Source organism: Burkholderia sp. 22088 (assembly GCF_052045915.1).
Lineage (GTDB): Bacteria > Pseudomonadota > Gammaproteobacteria > Burkholderiales > Burkholderiaceae > Burkholderia > Burkholderia cepacia.
On record NZ_JBQEPY010000020.1, the window covers coordinates 141,298 to 158,017 of the forward strand.

Annotated in this window: 13 protein-coding genes; 5 read left to right on the forward strand and 8 right to left on the reverse strand. The window is 66.5% G+C overall.

Translation table 11 applies throughout. The annotated features are described in order from the left end of the window. Positions 1–356: 356 nt before the first annotated feature. Entirely contained in the window at positions 357–1,142 is a 786-nt protein-coding gene (locus ACTJLD_RS32655; protein ID WP_440660723.1) for an SDR family oxidoreductase, read from the reverse strand. 567 nt (positions 1,143–1,709) lie between these two features. On the opposite strand from ACTJLD_RS32655, the gene ACTJLD_RS32660 reads away from it, so the two are divergent. The 3 genes from ACTJLD_RS32660 (at position 1,710) to ACTJLD_RS32670 (ending at position 5,868) form a co-directional block, all read left to right on the forward strand. Then, positions 1,710–2,750, forward strand: a complete 1,041-nt coding sequence (locus ACTJLD_RS32660; RefSeq protein WP_440660725.1) for an NADP-dependent oxidoreductase — start codon at positions 1,710–1,712, stop codon at positions 2,748–2,750. Between the two features lie 43 nt (positions 2,751–2,793). Next, on the forward strand, positions 2,794–3,477 hold the full coding sequence (locus tag ACTJLD_RS32665) for a type 1 glutamine amidotransferase domain-containing protein (protein ID WP_440660727.1): 684 nt from the start codon (positions 2,794–2,796) through the stop codon (positions 3,475–3,477). A 213-nt stretch (positions 3,478–3,690) separates the two neighbouring features. Next, on the forward strand, positions 3,691–5,868 hold the full coding sequence (locus tag ACTJLD_RS32670; RefSeq protein ID WP_440660728.1) for an FUSC family protein: 2,178 nt from the start codon (positions 3,691–3,693) through the stop codon (positions 5,866–5,868). A 71-nt stretch (positions 5,869–5,939) separates the two neighbouring features. Here ACTJLD_RS32670 and actP read toward each other — a convergent pair whose 3' ends face one another. Further along, positions 5,940–7,616, reverse strand: a complete 1,677-nt coding sequence (gene actP, locus ACTJLD_RS32675) for a cation/acetate symporter ActP (protein WP_124816203.1) — start codon at positions 7,614–7,616, stop codon at positions 5,940–5,942. Further along, on the reverse strand, positions 7,613–7,930 hold the full coding sequence (locus tag ACTJLD_RS32680; protein WP_440660730.1) for a DUF485 domain-containing protein: 318 nt from the start codon (positions 7,928–7,930) through the stop codon (positions 7,613–7,615). The genes actP and ACTJLD_RS32680 overlap by 4 nt, the downstream gene beginning before the upstream one ends. A 259-nt stretch (positions 7,931–8,189) precedes the next feature. Here ACTJLD_RS32680 and ACTJLD_RS32685 point away from each other — a divergent pair, with 259 nt between their 5' ends. Then, positions 8,190–9,209, forward strand: coding sequence for a LysR family transcriptional regulator (locus ACTJLD_RS32685; RefSeq protein ID WP_440660732.1), 1,020 nt, complete (start codon positions 8,190–8,192; stop codon positions 9,207–9,209). Between the two features lie 24 nt (positions 9,210–9,233). Here ACTJLD_RS32685 and ACTJLD_RS32690 read toward each other — a convergent pair whose 3' ends face one another. The 4 genes from ACTJLD_RS32690 to ACTJLD_RS32705 all read right to left on the reverse strand — a co-directional run bounded on the left by ACTJLD_RS32690 (position 9,234) and on the right by ACTJLD_RS32705 (position 14,006). Continuing rightward, positions 9,234–9,434, reverse strand: a complete 201-nt coding sequence (locus ACTJLD_RS32690; protein ID WP_063827854.1) for an AMP-binding enzyme — start codon at positions 9,432–9,434, stop codon at positions 9,234–9,236. A 42-nt stretch (positions 9,435–9,476) separates the two neighbouring features. After that, positions 9,477–9,977, reverse strand: coding sequence for a BON domain-containing protein (locus ACTJLD_RS32695; protein WP_230952210.1), 501 nt, complete (start codon positions 9,975–9,977; stop codon positions 9,477–9,479). Continuing rightward, positions 9,961–10,899: a LysR family transcriptional regulator gene (locus ACTJLD_RS32700; RefSeq protein ID WP_048027848.1), complete on the reverse strand. Its 939-nt coding sequence runs from the start codon at positions 10,897–10,899 to the stop codon at positions 9,961–9,963. Before ACTJLD_RS32700 ends, ACTJLD_RS32695 begins: the two co-directional genes overlap by 17 nt. Before the next feature lie 341 nt (positions 10,900–11,240). After that, positions 11,241–14,006, reverse strand: a complete 2,766-nt coding sequence (locus tag ACTJLD_RS32705; RefSeq protein WP_440660733.1) for a LuxR C-terminal-related transcriptional regulator — start codon at positions 14,004–14,006, stop codon at positions 11,241–11,243. A 338-nt stretch (positions 14,007–14,344) separates the two neighbouring features. On the opposite strand from ACTJLD_RS32705, the gene ACTJLD_RS32710 reads away from it, so the two are divergent. Then, a complete protein-coding gene (locus ACTJLD_RS32710) occupies positions 14,345–14,764 on the forward strand; it encodes a nuclear transport factor 2 family protein (protein ID WP_059685771.1) in 420 nt (139 codons plus the stop codon). A gap of 77 nt (positions 14,765–14,841) precedes the next feature. Here ACTJLD_RS32710 and ACTJLD_RS32715 read toward each other — a convergent pair whose 3' ends face one another. Then, the gene (locus ACTJLD_RS32715) at positions 14,842–16,509 is read right to left on the reverse strand and encodes a fatty acid--CoA ligase (RefSeq protein ID WP_440660735.1); all 1,668 of its coding nucleotides are present in this window, start codon (positions 16,507–16,509) and stop codon (positions 14,842–14,844) included. Between the last annotated feature and the right edge of the window lie 211 nt (positions 16,510–16,720).

A 16,720-nucleotide genomic window follows, 5' to 3' on the forward strand; every position in this document is an offset into this window, starting at 1 on the left:
GGCGGACGCGCCCCAATCGTCGACGGGTTCATGCGCGGTTCAGCACGACGTCCTGGCAGTTTTTTCAGCCGCGGTCGGATCGGCAGATGAGGTCGGTGTGGAACGATCGAGCCGTTTCATGCTGCGCAGTCTCGCTCCGGAACCGGACGACGTCACCGCACCCGCTCGATACGAACCGGCCTGCATCGTTTCGGCCCGTCGCGACGATGAGCCAACGATAGCGTTGTCCTGCCGACCGCTCTACCCCCAGTACGGGGGGGTGAAAAAAACTCAGGAAGCACCGGCCCCCGATGCTGACGGCAACCCGCTTCCATGCATGCCGAACTCGCCGACCGACGGGCGTTCGTTCGAGCCGGTCACTGTTTGCGGCCGACGACCCGCTGCCATGCGGCGGCCTGTTCGTCGCGTACGAGCTGCTCGGCGGATTCGGGCCTGACCGTGCGATACGGCGGCGCCTCCGCCTCGATCACCGTGACGATGGCGTCGATCATTTCCGCAGGATCGTGTTGCCGATTCAGTTCGCGCGTCGGCCAATGGGCGACGACGCGCTCGCCTTGATCCCACCACTGATCCATGCTTTCCATGCCGGTATCGTTGAAGCCGGTGCGATAGGCACCCGGATTGATCGTGACGACTTCGACGCCGTAAGGCTGCAGTTCTTCCGCCATCGCGGAGCAGATGCCTTCGACGGCATGCTTCGACGCGGCGTAAGCGCCGTCGAACGGCACCTTGATCAATCCCGCGACCGACGACATCCAGACGATCCGGCCATGCCCGCGCGCGACCATCCTGCGCGCGAATCCCTGCGCGACCTCCAGCGCCGCAAAGACATTCGTTTCGAAGACCGAACGAAACACGGAGATCGGGATCTCCACGAGCGGGCCGGACTCCATGATGGCCGCGTTGTTCAGCAGGACATCGATCTCGTGCGTCAATGCGTGCGCACGATCGATTTCGTTCGTCACATCGAACTTGATGACCTGCATGTCCACGCCGCGCGCCTTGGCCTCCTGACGCAGTGCCCAGACCTGCGGCCAGATCTGGCCGCACGCGATGACGCGATGCCCCCGCTCCGCCAGTGCGAACGCGACCCCTCGCCCGAATCCGGACCCTGCACCGGTTATCAACACCGTTCTGGTCATGCATCCTCCCGCTCGGTTCACGATGATTGCGCGCCCACCCGGACGGCGATCTTGCCGACTACGTTACGGCGTTTCCCGCAGCCAACGGCCCCCCCGAATGGGGAGGCGGACCGCATCGACGACACGGGTCGAAAGCGGCCGCATGCCGTCAGTCGCAGCGACGCCCGATTCCGGCGAGCGCCTTATGACACGGCCCTTGCGGGGAACGGATACCCCGTTCGCCGTGGCCATGCGCGCCGCGTCAACCGCAAACGGGACCGATCGGAAAGCGCGAAATCGCGCCCCACCCTCGCTAGACGACTGGTCTACTCAGTCGTATGATCCGCGTCACGGTTCGACCGCCCTATCGACCCTCGCATTCATGCGATGCATGGCGCAACCCGGCGCACCCCCGCAGGTCATGCCCTGTGACGTTGCCGGCAAGCGTCCACGCTATAGACGACTGGTCTACTTTGTTCGTGCGTCGTGCCGTCGTGGCACGTCGTCCCGCGCATCCCGACCGTCACGCGAACAACCCGCCGCCGCCGGCACGATCCGGGCGGCGAAACCGTTACACAGAGGTCACCCATGCCGCATTCCCCATCCGTCAATCGCCGGGTCGTCCTGGCCAGCCGCCCCGTCGGCGCGCCGGCAGCGCACGACTTCCGGCTCGAAACCACGGCGGTGCCGACGCCCGCCGACGGCGAAGTCCTCCTGCAGACGCTTTACCTGTCGCTCGATCCCTACATGCGGTGGCGCATGCGCGACGCGCCGTCCTACGCGCCGCCGGTTGCGCTCGGCGACACGATGGTGGGCGGCACCGTCAGCCGCGTCGTCGCGTCGAAGCATCCCGCGTTCGCGGTGGGCGAGCTGGTGCTGGGCGACAGCGGCTGGCAGGACTACGCGCTCTCCGACGGCGCCGACCTCATGCCGCTCGGCACGGATCTCGAGCGCCCGTCCCATGCGCTAGGCGTGCTTGGCATGCCGGGCTTCACCGCCTATACGGGCCTGCTGAAGATCGGGCAACCGAAGCCGGGCGAAACGGTCGTGGTCGCGGCGGCGAGCGGCGCGGTGGGCGCCGTCGTCGGCCAGATCGCGAAGCTCAAGGGCTGCCGCGTCGTCGGCATTGCGGGAGACGCGGAGAAATGCCGGTACGTCACCGAGACGCTCGGCTTCGACGTGTGCATCGACCGGCGGGCCCCCGATCTTGCGCGGCAGCTCGCGCAAGCCTGCCCCGACGGCATCGACATCTACTTCGAGAACGTCGGCGGTGCGATTTTCGACGCCGTGCTGCCGCTCCTCAACGTCGGCGCACGCGTGCCGCTCTGCGGCCTGATTTCGCAATACAACGACAGCGAACCGGCGCCCGGCCCCGACCGGCTGCCGCGCCTGACCGACACGCTCCTGAAGAAACGGATCCGCATGGAGGGCTTCATCATCCTCGACCACTATGCGACCGGCTATCAGGCGTTCCTGGCCGAAATGGGCCGCTGGGTCGAGGCCGGCGAGATCACGCCGCGCGAAGACGTCACCGACGGCCTGGAACGTGCGCCGGAAGCGCTCATCGGCCTGCTGGCAGGAAAGAACTTCGGCAAGGTGGTCGTGCGCGTCGCCGAAGTCGCTGCATGAAGCGAATTCGCGCATCCCTCATTCATCTCCATCCCCAGACATCATGAAACTTCTGTTCGTCCTGACTTCCCACGACACCCTCGGTTCGACCGGCGAGAAAACCGGCTTCTGGCTCGAGGAATTCGCGGCTCCCTACTACACGCTGAAAGACGCGGGCGCCGACATCACGCTGGCGTCGCCGGCCGGCGGCCAGCCGCCGCTCGATCCGAAAAGCGCGGACCCCGCGTTCCAGACCGACGCCACGCGCCGCTTCGAAGCCGATCCGGCCGCGCGCGCCGCGCTCGCGGCCACGCAAAAACTGTCGGAGGTCGCGGTCGACGCGTTCGACGCGGTGTTCTATCCGGGCGGCCACGGCCCCCTCTGGGATCTCGCCGAAGACGCACGGTCGGTCTCGCTGATCGAGCAGGCCATCGCCCTGGGCAAGCCGGTCGCAACCGTCTGCCACGCACCGGGTGTGCTGCGCCATGCGAAGGGGCCGGACGGCAAGCCGCTCGTCGCCGGCAGGAACGTCACCGGCTTCTCGAATTCGGAAGAGGATGCCGTCGGGTTGACGAACGTCGTGCCGTTTCTCGTCGAGGACGAACTCAAGTCGAAGGGTGGCCGTTATTCGAAAACCGATGACTGGCAACCGTACGTGGTCGTCGACGGCCTGTTGATCACCGGCCAGAATCCGGCGTCGTCCGAACCGGCCGCCCACGCGCTGTTGAAACTGCTGACGCGCGCCTGACCCGCGGAGCGCCCCCCGCACCGGCGGCGAACATCCGGTTCGCCGCCGGCTCGCGCACGAACGACACGCGCGGGAACGCGGCCGTCGCGCGATCACATCGATCCTGATCCCGAAAAAGCGTTTAACACCACGCGCAATACTCGAACGCGCTTCCGGAAAATACAATCACGGTCGTCCTGTCGCCGCACGCCTGCATCGCGCACCACATCCATCATGTCTTCGCCGCCCTCCAGATTCACGTCATCTATTTCGGATACCCAAACAGGCATCGCCGATGCGGCCCGTCATTGGGCCGGCACGAGCGGCGTCACCTGGCTGTACATCTTCAAGACCCTGCTCGCCGCGCTGCTGGCGCTCGGCGTGGCGATGAAGCTCGAACTCCCGATGCCGCGCACGGCGATGACGACGGTCTTCGTGCTGATGCAGCCGCAAAGCGGCATGGTGCTCGCCAAAAGCCTGTACCGGATCTGCGGCACGATCGTGGGCCTGCTGGCCATGCTGGTGCTGATCGGCCTGTTCGGTCAGGTACCCGAACTCTTCCTCGGCGCCACCGCGCTCTGGATCGGCATGTGCACCGCAGGTGCCGCGCGAAACCGCAACTTCCGGACCTATGGATTCGTGCTCGCCGGCTACACGGCCGCGCTCATCGGCATCCCGTCATGGCAGCATCCGGACGCGGCCTTTCTTTCTGCGATGACGCGTGTGACCGAGGTGACGATCGGCATCCTGAGTTCGGGCGCAGTCAGCGCGCTCGTCTTTCCGCAGCATGTCAGCGAACAGATCAGCCGCGTGAACCGCACGCGGTTCACCGCGTTCGCGGACGACGTGCTGTCGATTCTGTCCGGCCGGATCGACCGGTCGTTTCTCGAGGCGCTGAGCGTGCGCATCGTCGACGAGACCGTGAGCGCGGAAGCCGCGCGCAGCGCAGCGGTGTTCGAAGGCCCCGACACGCGCTTGCGAAACGGCCGCCTGACGCGGCTCAATGCGGAGCGCATGGCGGCGTCGACGCGGTTGCACGCATTGAGTCAGCTGATCGCCCGGCTGCGTGTCGCGCGAGCCGATGGGGTGCTGACGGAGATCGACGCACTGATGGCCGGTATCGCAGAGCCGCTCCGACTCATACGGCAGGACGCGACGCACGCCGACGATATCGACGCATTCGCCGCGTCGCTGGCCGCCACGCTCGAGCACTGCCGCACGGCGCTGCCCGGCCGCGCGCAGTCGGCGCGAGACCGGCTCGGCAGCGGCGCGACCGCGCTCGATTTCGACACGGCGGTCGACCTGCTCGACCGGTTCCTGGGCAGCTATGTCGCCTATGCGAGCACCTATCTGTCGCTGAACGCCACCGCGCACGAGCGCGAACAGTGGGTGACGCCCTACGAACCGCGTACCAATCCGCTCATCGCGGCAGTCGCCGGCGTCCGCGCAATGCTGCTGACGCTCGTGCTCAGCGCGTTCTGGATCGCGACCGCGTGGCCGTCGGGCGCCCTGCTCGTGCTGAACGGCGGTGCCATCTGCGCGCTGGTCGCGTCCTCCGCGCACCCGTCTCGCACCGCGTTCCAGATGGCGATCGGCACCGCGTTCGCGTCCGTCGTCGGGCTGATCGTCATGTTCGTCGTCTATCCGGTCATCGACGGCTTCCCGCTGCTCTGCGTGGTACTCGCCGCGCCGCTCGCATTGGGATGCTGGATGACGACGCGCGCGTCGCTGGCCGGGTACGGCATCGGCTACTGCATCTATTTCTGCTTTCTGACCGGCCCCGACAATGTCGTCGCCTACGATCCGACGTCCTTCATGAACGACGCGATCGCGCTGGTCCTGTCCATGCTGATGGCGTCCGTCGCGTTCGAGCTGTTCCTGCCGCCGACGATGCGCGGGTTGCGCCGGCATCTGCTGGCCGACCTGCGCAGGCAGGTCGTGTTCGCATGCACCGATTCGGTCGCAACGCTGCGCACGCGCTTCGAAAGCCGCACGCGCGACCTCATGTATCAGGTACGGTCGATATCGCGTGACGACCCGGTGGCAAACGGCGAGTCGGTCGAATGGTTTCTGTCCGTCCTCGAGATCGGCTCGGCCGTCGCGGACCTGCGCGACGCAACGGCCATCGAGGCGGCACGAGCCGCGCCGGACGCCGCACCGGCCTGGCTCGACGATTGCGCATCCGCGTGCCGCGCGATCCGGCTGCTGTTCGAGGCGCCGACACCGAAGGCCAGCGCTGCTGCCACGCACGCGGTACAGGTTGCAATCGCCACGCTGCAACGGACGATGCAGACCACCGATGCGGCAGGCCCGTCCGCGCCCCGCCTTCAGACGGTGCTCGGCAGCCTGCATTTCATTCACAGCGCACTCGCGGCACCCGACTCGCCGCTCTCCGCTTTCCGCCCGCACTGACCACGCGTCGGCACCCGCCGCGCACTCCGGCTCGTTCACCGGCGCACGGCGGGCGACGCGGTTCGTTCCGGTCAATGCTCGACGGCCCGTTCCGCACCGAGCCCGGTCTGGGCGCGCACGAACTGGGCGTCGAACGCATGCCGCTCCGCGTCGGCCTTCGAACTGCGATCGAGTGTCGACATCACGTAGCTCGCCAGGAACGCCAGCGGCATCGTAAACAGCGCCGGATGATCGTACGGGAACACGGCAGCCGGATGCCCGAGCACCGACTTCCACACCGCCGGCGACAGAATGACCAGCGAGACCGACGATACGAGCCCGACGACGCCGCCGCAGACGGCCCCGCGGCTCGTCAGCCCCTTCCAGTACATCGAAAGCACGAGCGGCGGAAAATTCGCCGAAGCGGCAACGTTGAACGCCAGTGCCACGAGAAAAGCGAGGTTCTGCCCTTTGAACAGGAGGCCGAGCACGACGGCCACGGCGCCGATCGCCAGCGTCGTCCACCGCGTGACGCGGATTTCATCGGCCCCGCTCGCTCGGCCCTTGCGCAACACGCCCGCATAGAGGTCGTGCGATACGGCCGACGCACCCGCCAGCACCAGGCCCGACACCACGGCCAGGATGGTGGCGAACGTCACCGCCGCGAGGAAACCGAGGAACAGGCTGCCGCCCGTCGCGTCCGCGAGATGCATCGCCACCATGTTGCTCCCGCCGCGCAGCACGCCGCCCACGCGTCCGCCCTCGAAGAACTGCGGATCGGTGCCGACGATCACGACGCTCGCGAGCCCGATGACGAACATCGCAATGAACATGAAGCCGATGCACGTGCTCGCCACGAATACGCTCTTCCTGGCTTCCCGTGCATTCGGAACGGTAAAGAAGCGCATCAGCACGTGCGGCAGTCCGGAGAGCCCGAACACTGTTGCGAGCGACATCGAGACGGCCGAGACGGGGTCCGAGAACAGGCGGCCCGGCTCCATCAGCGCGTTCCCCGCGTGGTGTACCGAGATCGCCGACCGCGCGAGCCGTTCGAAGCTGAAACCGAAGTGACCGAGCGCCAACAGCGTCAGCAACGTGCCGCCGAACATCAGCAGGACGGCCTTGATGATCTGAACCCACGTCGTCGCGATCATCCCGCCGAACGTCACGTAGACGATCATGAGACACCCGACGCCGATGACCGCATAGTTGTAGTCGATGCCGAACAACAGCTGAACGAGTTCCCCCGCGCCGACCATCTGGACGATGAGATAGAAGAACACGACCGTCAACGAACTGACCACGCCCATCCAGCGCGTGCTGACCGGATCGAGCCGGTAGGCGATGATGTCGACGAACGTGAACCGGCCGAGATTGCGCAGCCGTTCGGCCATGAGGAACAGCATCACCGGCCATCCGACGAAGAAGCCGACGACATACAGCAGGCCATCGTAGCCCTTCGCGTAGACGAGACTCACGACGCCGAGCAACGTCGCGGCGGACATGTAGTCACCGGCGACCGCAAGGCCGTTCTGAAGCCCGCTGATTCCGCCGCCGGCGGTGAGGAAGTCGTTGACCGTCCTGGTACGGCGCGCCGCCCAGTACGTGATGCCAAGCGTCATGCAGACGAACACCATGAACATCGCGATGGCGGCCGGATTGAGCGGCTGACGCTGCCCCGCCTCCACGGCGGGGCCGGCCCACGCAAGGCCGCCCGGCGCGGCGGCAAGCGCGCATGCCGCGGTCGAAACGCGTGCGATCGGTTTCATTGCCCCACCTCGCCCAGCAATTCGCCGGTCAGACGTTCGAACCGGTCATTCGCGACGCGGACATACAGCCACGTCAGCCCCCATCCCGCAACGATCACGGCGATCGCGAAGATCACGCCGACGGTCGTGACACTGCCAGCCCACGCGGCGCTGCGCAACAGGTCGGGCCGCAACGCGACCAGCGCAATCAACCCGAAATACGCGCCCAGCACGATGACCATCGACACCCGGCCCAGGCGTGCGCGTTCGTCGACCAGCTCTCGAAACTTCGCGTGCAACCGGATACGTGAAACTGCGCTTGCATTCAACGTCATATGTCTCCTCCATCGCCAGTTTTGAGAATCGGGATCGCTCGTGTATCCGTCATCTCGCCAGTCGATTCGTCATCCGTAAGATAGGGTTCGCTTCCTTGTCCGGTCTGCCTTTGCTGCGCGATCGCCAGGACGACCGAGCTTATTTCCGCCATCGACGAATAGCAGCCCCCACAGGTGGGGGGCGTCGGCGCGCTCACGTGTCCCCCGGGGAAACACCGACTGTTCCCGTCGACGACCGTCACTCGGGGCTCGCGTACGCATGGAATACCGGGGCGAGCGGCGCGAGGCGAACCGCCCCCCGTCCGGGGGGTGGAAAAACGTGTCTTCGCGCGGTATTTCTCACGAATCGCCGCTGCTGCCGCGCCCTCCTTTCATTCGCGACGTCATGAACCTTTTCCGTACCGACCTGAACCTGCTGGTGGTACTCGAACGCATCTACGCCCAGCAGAGCATCACGCGCGCGGCGCAGCAGCTCAGCCTCAGTCAGTCGGCGGTCAGTCATGCGCTGAACCGGCTGCGCGAGTTGCTCGGCGACCCGCTGTTCGAGCGCCACGGCAATGCCATGATGCCCACCCCGTTCACGAGAGCGATCATTGCGCGCGTGCGCAACGGCCTGCATATGCTCGAATGCACGCTGCATGAAGCCAGCCGGTTCGATGTCGCGACGACGATCAGGCGTTTCACGATCGGCATCCTCAATGCCCAGGAACCGGTGGTATTGCCGGCCATCGCGCAATACGTCGCACAGCACGCACCGTCGATCGATATCGCCGCGGTGCAACACGACCGGCGCGCGATAGAGGCCGACCTGCTCACGGGCTCGCTCGATGCCGTGATCGACGTGCTGCTGCCGCACCCGCAATCCGTCCGCAGTACCCGGCTGTCGACCGACCGGTACGTCGTGCTGTGCCGGCGCGATCACCCGCGCGTCGGACAGCGCCTCGACCTCGACGCCTATCTCGCCGAAGAGCACGTGCTCGTGACGAGCCGGCAGCGCGGCGGCGGCGTCGAGGATGTCGCGCTCGTCAGGCTCGGCGGCGAACGTCGCGTGCCGCGTCGTCAACCAGACCGGCCTGCTGCTGACCATGCCGGAGCGGTACGCGCGGCTGCTCAACGAGATGTGCGGCAACCGGATGCTCGAATGCCCGTTCGACGCGTCGATCGATACCTATCTCTACTGGCACGCGAATGCCGATGCCGATCCCGCGAATGGCTGGCTGCGTCGGCAACTGGGCGACATATTCGATCCCGTTCACGCGGACACGGGAGCCACCCGTGATGCGGTGCCTCGCCGGCCGCGCGCTCACCCGCGCAGCTCGCGCCGCAGGATCTTCCCCGTCATGGTCTTCGGCAGTTCGTCGATGATCTCGACGATGCGCGGATACTTGTACGCCGCCATCCGCTCCTTGCAGTAGGCGACTGGCTCGTCCGGCGAGACTTCGGCATGCACGCGGCGGGTCGAATGCAGCGCCCTGCATGGCGAAGATCCTTCGAATGCGAACATCCGGAGGATCCGGTATCGCTCAGCAATGCGACATACGCCGCATCACTGCCCGCCTTCCATGCGCAACTGAAGCTTGCTGGTCACCGACGTGACGCCCGGCACCTGGCGAGCCGCTTCCACCGCGGCCTTGTCCTGCGACTCGTCGGTAATCAATCCCGCCAGCGTCACTTCACCCGTCTTTGCCTTGGCAAAGACGGTGACCTGTGCATTGCCGATCCCGTGCGCTTTCACGATCGCCTGACGGACCTTCTTCGCAAATGCACGGTTTTCCAGGCGCTCGGCCTTCTTGGCCGATCGCGACGGGGCAGCCGTCTGCGTGGCCGTTTGCGTGTCGGGGGTACCGGATTGCGCGTAGGACGTGACGGACGTCAATGCGACAAAGCCGGCGACAACGATCATAAGGCGTGACTTCATCATGCTCTCCTCAATTTGAACGAACGGGAAACTACGGGTGGGTGGGTACTCGAATCGGGCCCGGTATTGCGCCTGCGTCGCGCCGGCCACGGCCGGTTGCAGTGCGCAGGCCTTATGCGGCAATCGCATTCAATGCGCCTTCGTCGGCTTCCAGCGCCGGCGAAAGCGTCATGCGCAGATGCTCGAGAAATGTCCGTATCTTCGCGTCCATGAACTGCCGGGATACGTACATCGCGTAAACGTCGAGCATCGTCAGGCGGTAACCCGGCAACACCCTGACGAGTTTCCCGCTCCGCAGATCGTCAATGACGGAGTAAATCGCCAACGACCCGATGCCCATGCCGGCACGCAACGCGATCGCCAGCGCTTCCGGTGCATTCGCCTGGAACGGGGCCGAGAGAACGGAGTGTGATTCCACCTCGCCGCGCGTGCCATGAAGCAACCATTCATCGTTCGAGTCGGCCGGCGTGTCGAGGCGCAAACACGTATGGTCGGCAAGATCGGCCGGCTTCGACGGGGTGCCATGCCGGTCGAGATAGTCCTGCGACGCGACCAGCACGCTGTAGCACCTTCCGTAGGTATGCGCGATGTATCCCGAATCGGGAAGACTCGACGCCGCGACCACCGAAATGTCGTAGCCGTCTTCCACCAGGTTCGGCATCCTCTGCGAATAGGTGATGTCGACGGCCACCTCGGGAAAAGCCGCCTGATAGGTGACGACTGCCTCGGTGACATGGCTTTGCCCCAGGCCCGGCATCGTGTGCACGCGCAACCGCCCGTATGGCCGGACGAGTGCGTTTCTCGCCTCGGCATTCGCCTGGTCGACATCGCCTAGGATGGCCAGCAGGCGCTCGAAATAACGCCGTCCGCTGTCGGTCAGCGAAATCCTCCGGGTCGTTCGATTCAACAAGCGGGTCTGCGCATATTCTTCGAGGCCGGATACCGCCCGCGATACCTGTGCAATCGCCACATCGGTCTGTTTCGCTACTGCCGTAAAGCTGCCGGCCTGCACGACGCGCACAAACGTCCGCATGTTCTCAAGGATGTCCATTTCGACCCATCATCCAGTGCTGCATCCACGCGACACGCCAGCGAGGTGCGGCGACGCGTTCGGTGTCACCGATTGTCCGGCATTCCGCGCCGACACTTCAGCCCCCCGGTCGGGGGGCTGAAGTGTCGGTCGATCATGTGGAATGCTTGGCGTTTGCGTCAACGCGCTGATCGCGCAGACGCACCGGTCGCGAGCCGATATGACGACGTAACCTCATCCGCTCGAGCGTGGCGTGCTCTTCGTGACGAACGAACAGTCCGTACACCTATGGGTCGACGGTCGATGTCCGGATCAGAGGCTGTATCGCCTGCCCCGGCCAATCGCCTGCGGGCGCAAGCCGTTCATTCGCCGCCTGGGCGCGTGCGGGACGCTTCGAGCGCCAACCCGCTGCGCACGGCCTGGATGCGCGACGTGACGTTGAGTTTTTCGAAGATGTTCTTCAGATGCCACTTGATCGTCTCCGGCGCGACGCGCAGCGCACGGGCGATTTCCTTGTTCGAGAGCCCGCGCGCGACGTAGTCGAGGATCTCGACTTCCCGGGCGCTCAGGTTGCCGGCCACGCCGGGCCGCCCGGCCGGCGTCGCGCCCGCGGCGCGCTGCGCGTCGAACGCACGCATCAGTTCGCGCGGATACCACGCCCCGAGCGCCGGAAACCGGTCGAGCCGGTTCTGCACGCGCGTCAACATACGCTCGACCGGCGGACCTTCGTCGACGAAGGTCCGCACGAGCCCGTTGCCCTGACCGTATTCGAGCGCGCGGGCGAGCATCGCGAGCGCCGTCTCTTCGTCGCCCGCCTGTTCGCACGCGAGCGCGCGCAACACGGCCGCCTGCGCCGCCAGCCAGTCGAACCCGCGGGCGGCAAGCAACTCGTGCACGGTCGCCATGACTTGCGCGGCCTCGTCCGCGCGCGCATCGGCAAGCAGCAGGCGCGCACGTGCGGATTGCGCCATCTGCCATGTCTCGACCTGGCTCGACGTTTCTTCCGGCGGCGCCTCCGACACCAGCGATGCGAGCGCCCGCCCGACGCGATGCGCCTGCGTCGGCTTCCCGGCATGGAGGTGAAGCCGGATGCCGGTCGCCATGCATGCAACGCGCAGCCGTAGCCATTGCCGGCTGCATGCGATGTGATCGGCCTCGTCGAGCAGTTCGTGCGCGCGCGCTTCGTGCCCGGCCTGGAACTGCAGCAATGCGGCGGTCTGCACGAACCTGAGCAGCGGCCCCAGCGAACACGCCTGCATCGCGATGTCGAAGCGGTCGACCTGCGCGTCGCGCACCTTTTGCCAGTCGTTCCATTCGTAGTAAATGGCCGACAGGTAACCGGACGACAGCGCCGTCGCCGCCGACAGGCGCCCCGCCGCCCGCTCCGCGGCACGCAACGCCGTTTCGAACGTCTTCGACGCGTCGTGCAAGCGGCCGGCGACGAACTCCGCGAGGCCGGACATGTTCTGGCGATACACGTTCGCAAACAGCGGTTCGTGGCCGGACGCCGCGCGCTCGGCCCGCGCCCGGAGGTCCAGCGCGTCGTCGAGGCGGCCCGCGTACCCGAGCCCGAAACTCAGCGCGGTCTGCCCGATCTGCTCGACCCACGAACCGGACGGCGGGCCGGCCGCGAGTACGCGCTCGCCCAGGTGCAGCGCCTCGATGCTGCGATCCGACAGCGCGACGATCAGCGAGCGGACGGCCAGCAACTCGGTCGCCGTGACGGCATCGGTGTCGAGCCGCCCCGCGTCGATGTCGGCTTCGAGCGCATCGAGTGCGTGCCGCGCGTCGATGATCTGCATCGCCAGTGCCAGCGCCCATGCATGCGCGATCCGCAGCCGCAGCCGGCCTGCCAGCGCCTGCCCGGGCAGGCGCGACACCCAGTCGAGCACGGTGCGCACGTCGCTCGACGCGATCAGCTTCATCGCGCATGCCTCGACCCAGGCGGCGGCCGCGTCGAAATCGCCCGCTGCCAGCGCGTGCCGGACGGCGTCCGGCCACTGCCGCTCCGCCGCATACCACTCGCTCGCACGGCGATTGAGCGTCGCCACCGCATCGGGCTCGCGCAGCGCCAGTTCCTCGCGCAGGTACTGCAGAAACAACGCGTGATAGCGATAACGCTGGCGGTCGCCGTCGATCGACCGGATGAAGAGGTTATGCCCGATCAGCCATTCGAGGCAGCCGAGCGCATCGTCCCGGCCGGTCAGCGCATCGCACAGCGCCGGCGTCATCCGGTCCAGCACGGCCGTGTGCAGCAGGAAGCGCCGGATCGCGTCCGGCACCTGCGTCATCACGTTCTCGTTCAGGTACGCGGCGATGCCGGCCCGGGCATGGCTGACCTGTTCGGCCACGCGCGCCGCATCGTTGTCGTCGTTCAATGCAAGCGCCGCGAGTTGCAGGCCCGACACCCAGCCCTCGGTGGCCGCGCGCAGGCGCTCCACGTTTGCCGCGTTGAGCGGCTTGCCGGCGATCAGCTCGAAGAACGAGCGCGTTTCGGTATCGTCGAAACGCAAGTCATTCTCGTCGATTCGCACGAGCTGGTCGCGCGAATCGAAGTAGCTGAGCGGCAGCGCCGGTGCCGAACGGCACGACAGCACGACGTGAAGGTTCGACGGCGCGTAGCGCAGCAGACCGAACATCGCGTCGTGGATGACCGGCGACACGAGGCGATCGAAGTCGTCGAGCATCAGGAACAGTTCGACACCCGAACTTTCCAGCTCGTTGAGCAGTTCGTCGAACACGACCTTCAGCGGAATCAGTGCGCGGTCGCGCAGCATCTGCCGGGCATGCGCGCCGACCCCGCCCGTCGCGTCGACGATCGCCGCGACGACGTAGGACGAAAAGATCGACGCGTTGTCGTCGTCCTGGTCGAGGCTCACCCACGCGACCTTCCTGCCCGATTCGACCAGCGTGTTGCGCCATTCCGCCAGCAGCGTCGTCTTGCCGTACCCGGCAGGTGCGCAGACGAGCGTCAAACGGCGATCGAGGCCACGGCGCAGCCGCCCGAGCCGCGTGATGCGCGACACGATCCCGCTGGCCGACGGCGGCGCGAGCTTGGTGCGCACGAGCACTTCGATCGTGTCGGCGTCCGCCGGGCTGGTTGATCGTCTGTTGTCCCTCGGCGTCATGCTGTTCACGTTCTCCTCGCGCACTGCGCGTATCCGCCCGGCAGGAAAAGCACCGCCGGCCGCCCGGCCAGATGCCCGGCCACGGCCCGCGGCGCTCCGCAACAGCATAGCGAGTCGGCGCCGGCCGTCAAAAGTAGGTGATGTCCGTACCGCTCCGCCCGCTCGCGGCGCCGCATCGCGGTCGGCTCCAAAGGACCCGCATTGTTCTTGAACGGGCGCACGATGTTCAGCCCCCCATTCGGGGGGTACCTCGCACGACAATGTCGTTTCATTCTGGCAACTCGGCATCGCGGGCGACCCGCGCCGCCACCGACGCTGCGCTTTCCCCAGGAGCCGCCATGAACAGTCGCGACGCCGTCGCCGCGTTTTTTGACCGGTATCGCCGGCATGACATCGAAGGGATGCTCACGCTGTTCGCGCCGGATGCCACCCTCGACTACGTGCCGATCGGCGTGACCGGCCGGGCGGACGTACAGGGCAAGGCCATCTGGGCGGCGCTGCTGGACGCATTTCCGGACCTGCACAACGAGGTCGACGCCATTCATGCGGACGACGCCGGCCGTCACGCCACCGCCGAAGTCACGATCGGCGGCACGCAGGTACGCGAATTCGCCGGCATCCAGAACCGCGGACGCACGTTCTCCCTCCGGCATGCGTTCGTGTTCGAATTCGATACCGACGGCCGAATCGAGCGGCTCGCCGCCTACTGGGACAACGTCCGGCTCTTCGAGGATCTCGGCAAGACGACCCTCGGGTGACGTCCTCCGGACGATTCCGTCGTGCCGACCCGGCGCCGCACCGCAAGTGCGAGCGGCACCCGGCGGCCACGCCGCACTCAGTCGGGCTCGTAGCGCTCGCGCAGCGCGCGCTTGTTGATCTTCCCGACGCTCGTCTTCTCGATCGCGTCGACGATCAGCAGGCGCTCCGGCACCGCATAGCGCGAGATCAGCCCGCGGTCGGCCACCTGCTTCACATGCGCCTGCAACTCCGCCGGCCCGACGCGGCCCACATGCTCGTCAGCCAGCACGACGAGCGCGAGCGGCCGCTCGCCCCACCGCGCGTCCTTCACGCCGATCACGGCCGATTCCCGTACGGCCGGATGGCGCGACAGGATGTCCTCGAGCTCGAGCGACGACACCCATTCGCCGCCCGTCTTGATCACATCCTTGATCCGGTCCGTGATCTGCAGCCGACCGTCCTTGTCGATCACGCCGATGTCGTTCGTATGAAGATATCCGCCGGCCCACAGCGCGGCCGATGCCGCCCCGTCGCCGAGATAACCCTGCGTCGCCCACGGCATCCGCACGACGATTTCGCCCGCCGAGCGGCCGTCGTGCGGCACGTCGCGAAATTGGGCGTCGACAATGCGCAGGTCGACGAGCGGCAGCGGCAAGCCTGCCTTCGTCCGGCGCGCGATATCGTCGTCGTCCGTCGTGCAGCCGGCCCCGAGCGGCGGATCGACCTGCGCGATCGTCATCAGCGGGCAGGTTTCGGACATGCCGTAACCCGTGTACACCTCGATGCCGCGCGCGAGTGCCGCCCGCGCCAGCCCCTCGGGCAGCGGCGAGCCGCCCACGATCACCTTCCACGACGACAGGTCGATCCCGGCCAGCGCCGGGCTGTCGAGGATCATCGCAAGCAGCGTCGGCACGCAGTGCGAGAACGTCACCGATTCGCGCGCGATCAATGCGAGCAATCCGTCCGGCGAATAGCGCCCCGGATAAACCTGCTTGAGGCCGAGCGCGGTCGCGATATACGGAATGCCCCATGCGTGCACGTGGAACATCGGCGTGATCGGCATGTAGACGTCGTCACGATGGATGCGGCCGCGATCGCGCGCGCTCGACAGTGCCGCCATACCGGCCAACGTGTGCAGCACGAGCTGGCGATGGGTGAACGCCACGGCTTTCGGCAGCCCCGTGGTACCGGTCGTGTAGAACGTCGTCGCGCGGGTCTGTTCGTCGAAATCGGGGAACACGAAATCCGGCGGGCTGGCGCCGACCCAATGCTCGTACTCGTCGACGAACCCATCGGGAAGGTCGATCTCGGCTCCGTCGCCGATCAGCACGAACCGTCTCACCGTTTCGAGCCGGTCGCGAATGCCGGCGAGCATCGGCAGAAAGTCGCGATGCACCAGTGCAACCTGCGCCCCCGAATGATTGAGGCTGTACAGGAGCTGATCGGGAGACAGCCGAACGTTGGCGGTCATCAGCACCGCCCCCATCATCGGAATCGCGAAATAGCACTCGAGATAACGATGGCTGTCCCAGTCCATCACCGCGACCGTATCTCCGGTCCCGACGCCGATCGACGACAACCCGCTGGCGAGTTGACCCAGACGATGGCGGAAGGTCCAGTAGTCGTGGCGCACCTGGTCGCCGTAAACGATTTCCTGTTCCGGCCGCGTCGCCAGCGGGGTGTGAAGCAATTGCTTGACCAGCAGCGGATACGTGGACGCGGACGGCAATGGCTCATCCCGGGAGCCGGAATGCGAAGGGTTCATGAGAGTCTCCGTGAGCGGCGACGTGGCCCGATTCAAGGTTTCTGGCGGCCATGCAGGCCGTCGTCGACGACGGTTCGCGTCGGCCAGGGTGACAGTCAAGATACCGTACCGGCATGCGCCGGACACCCCCACGTTTGGGGGGACAAGCCGTCCTGGCGGATCGGCCATGCCGAGATCGATCGCGCGGGCGGCAACCCACCTGATCGGGGGG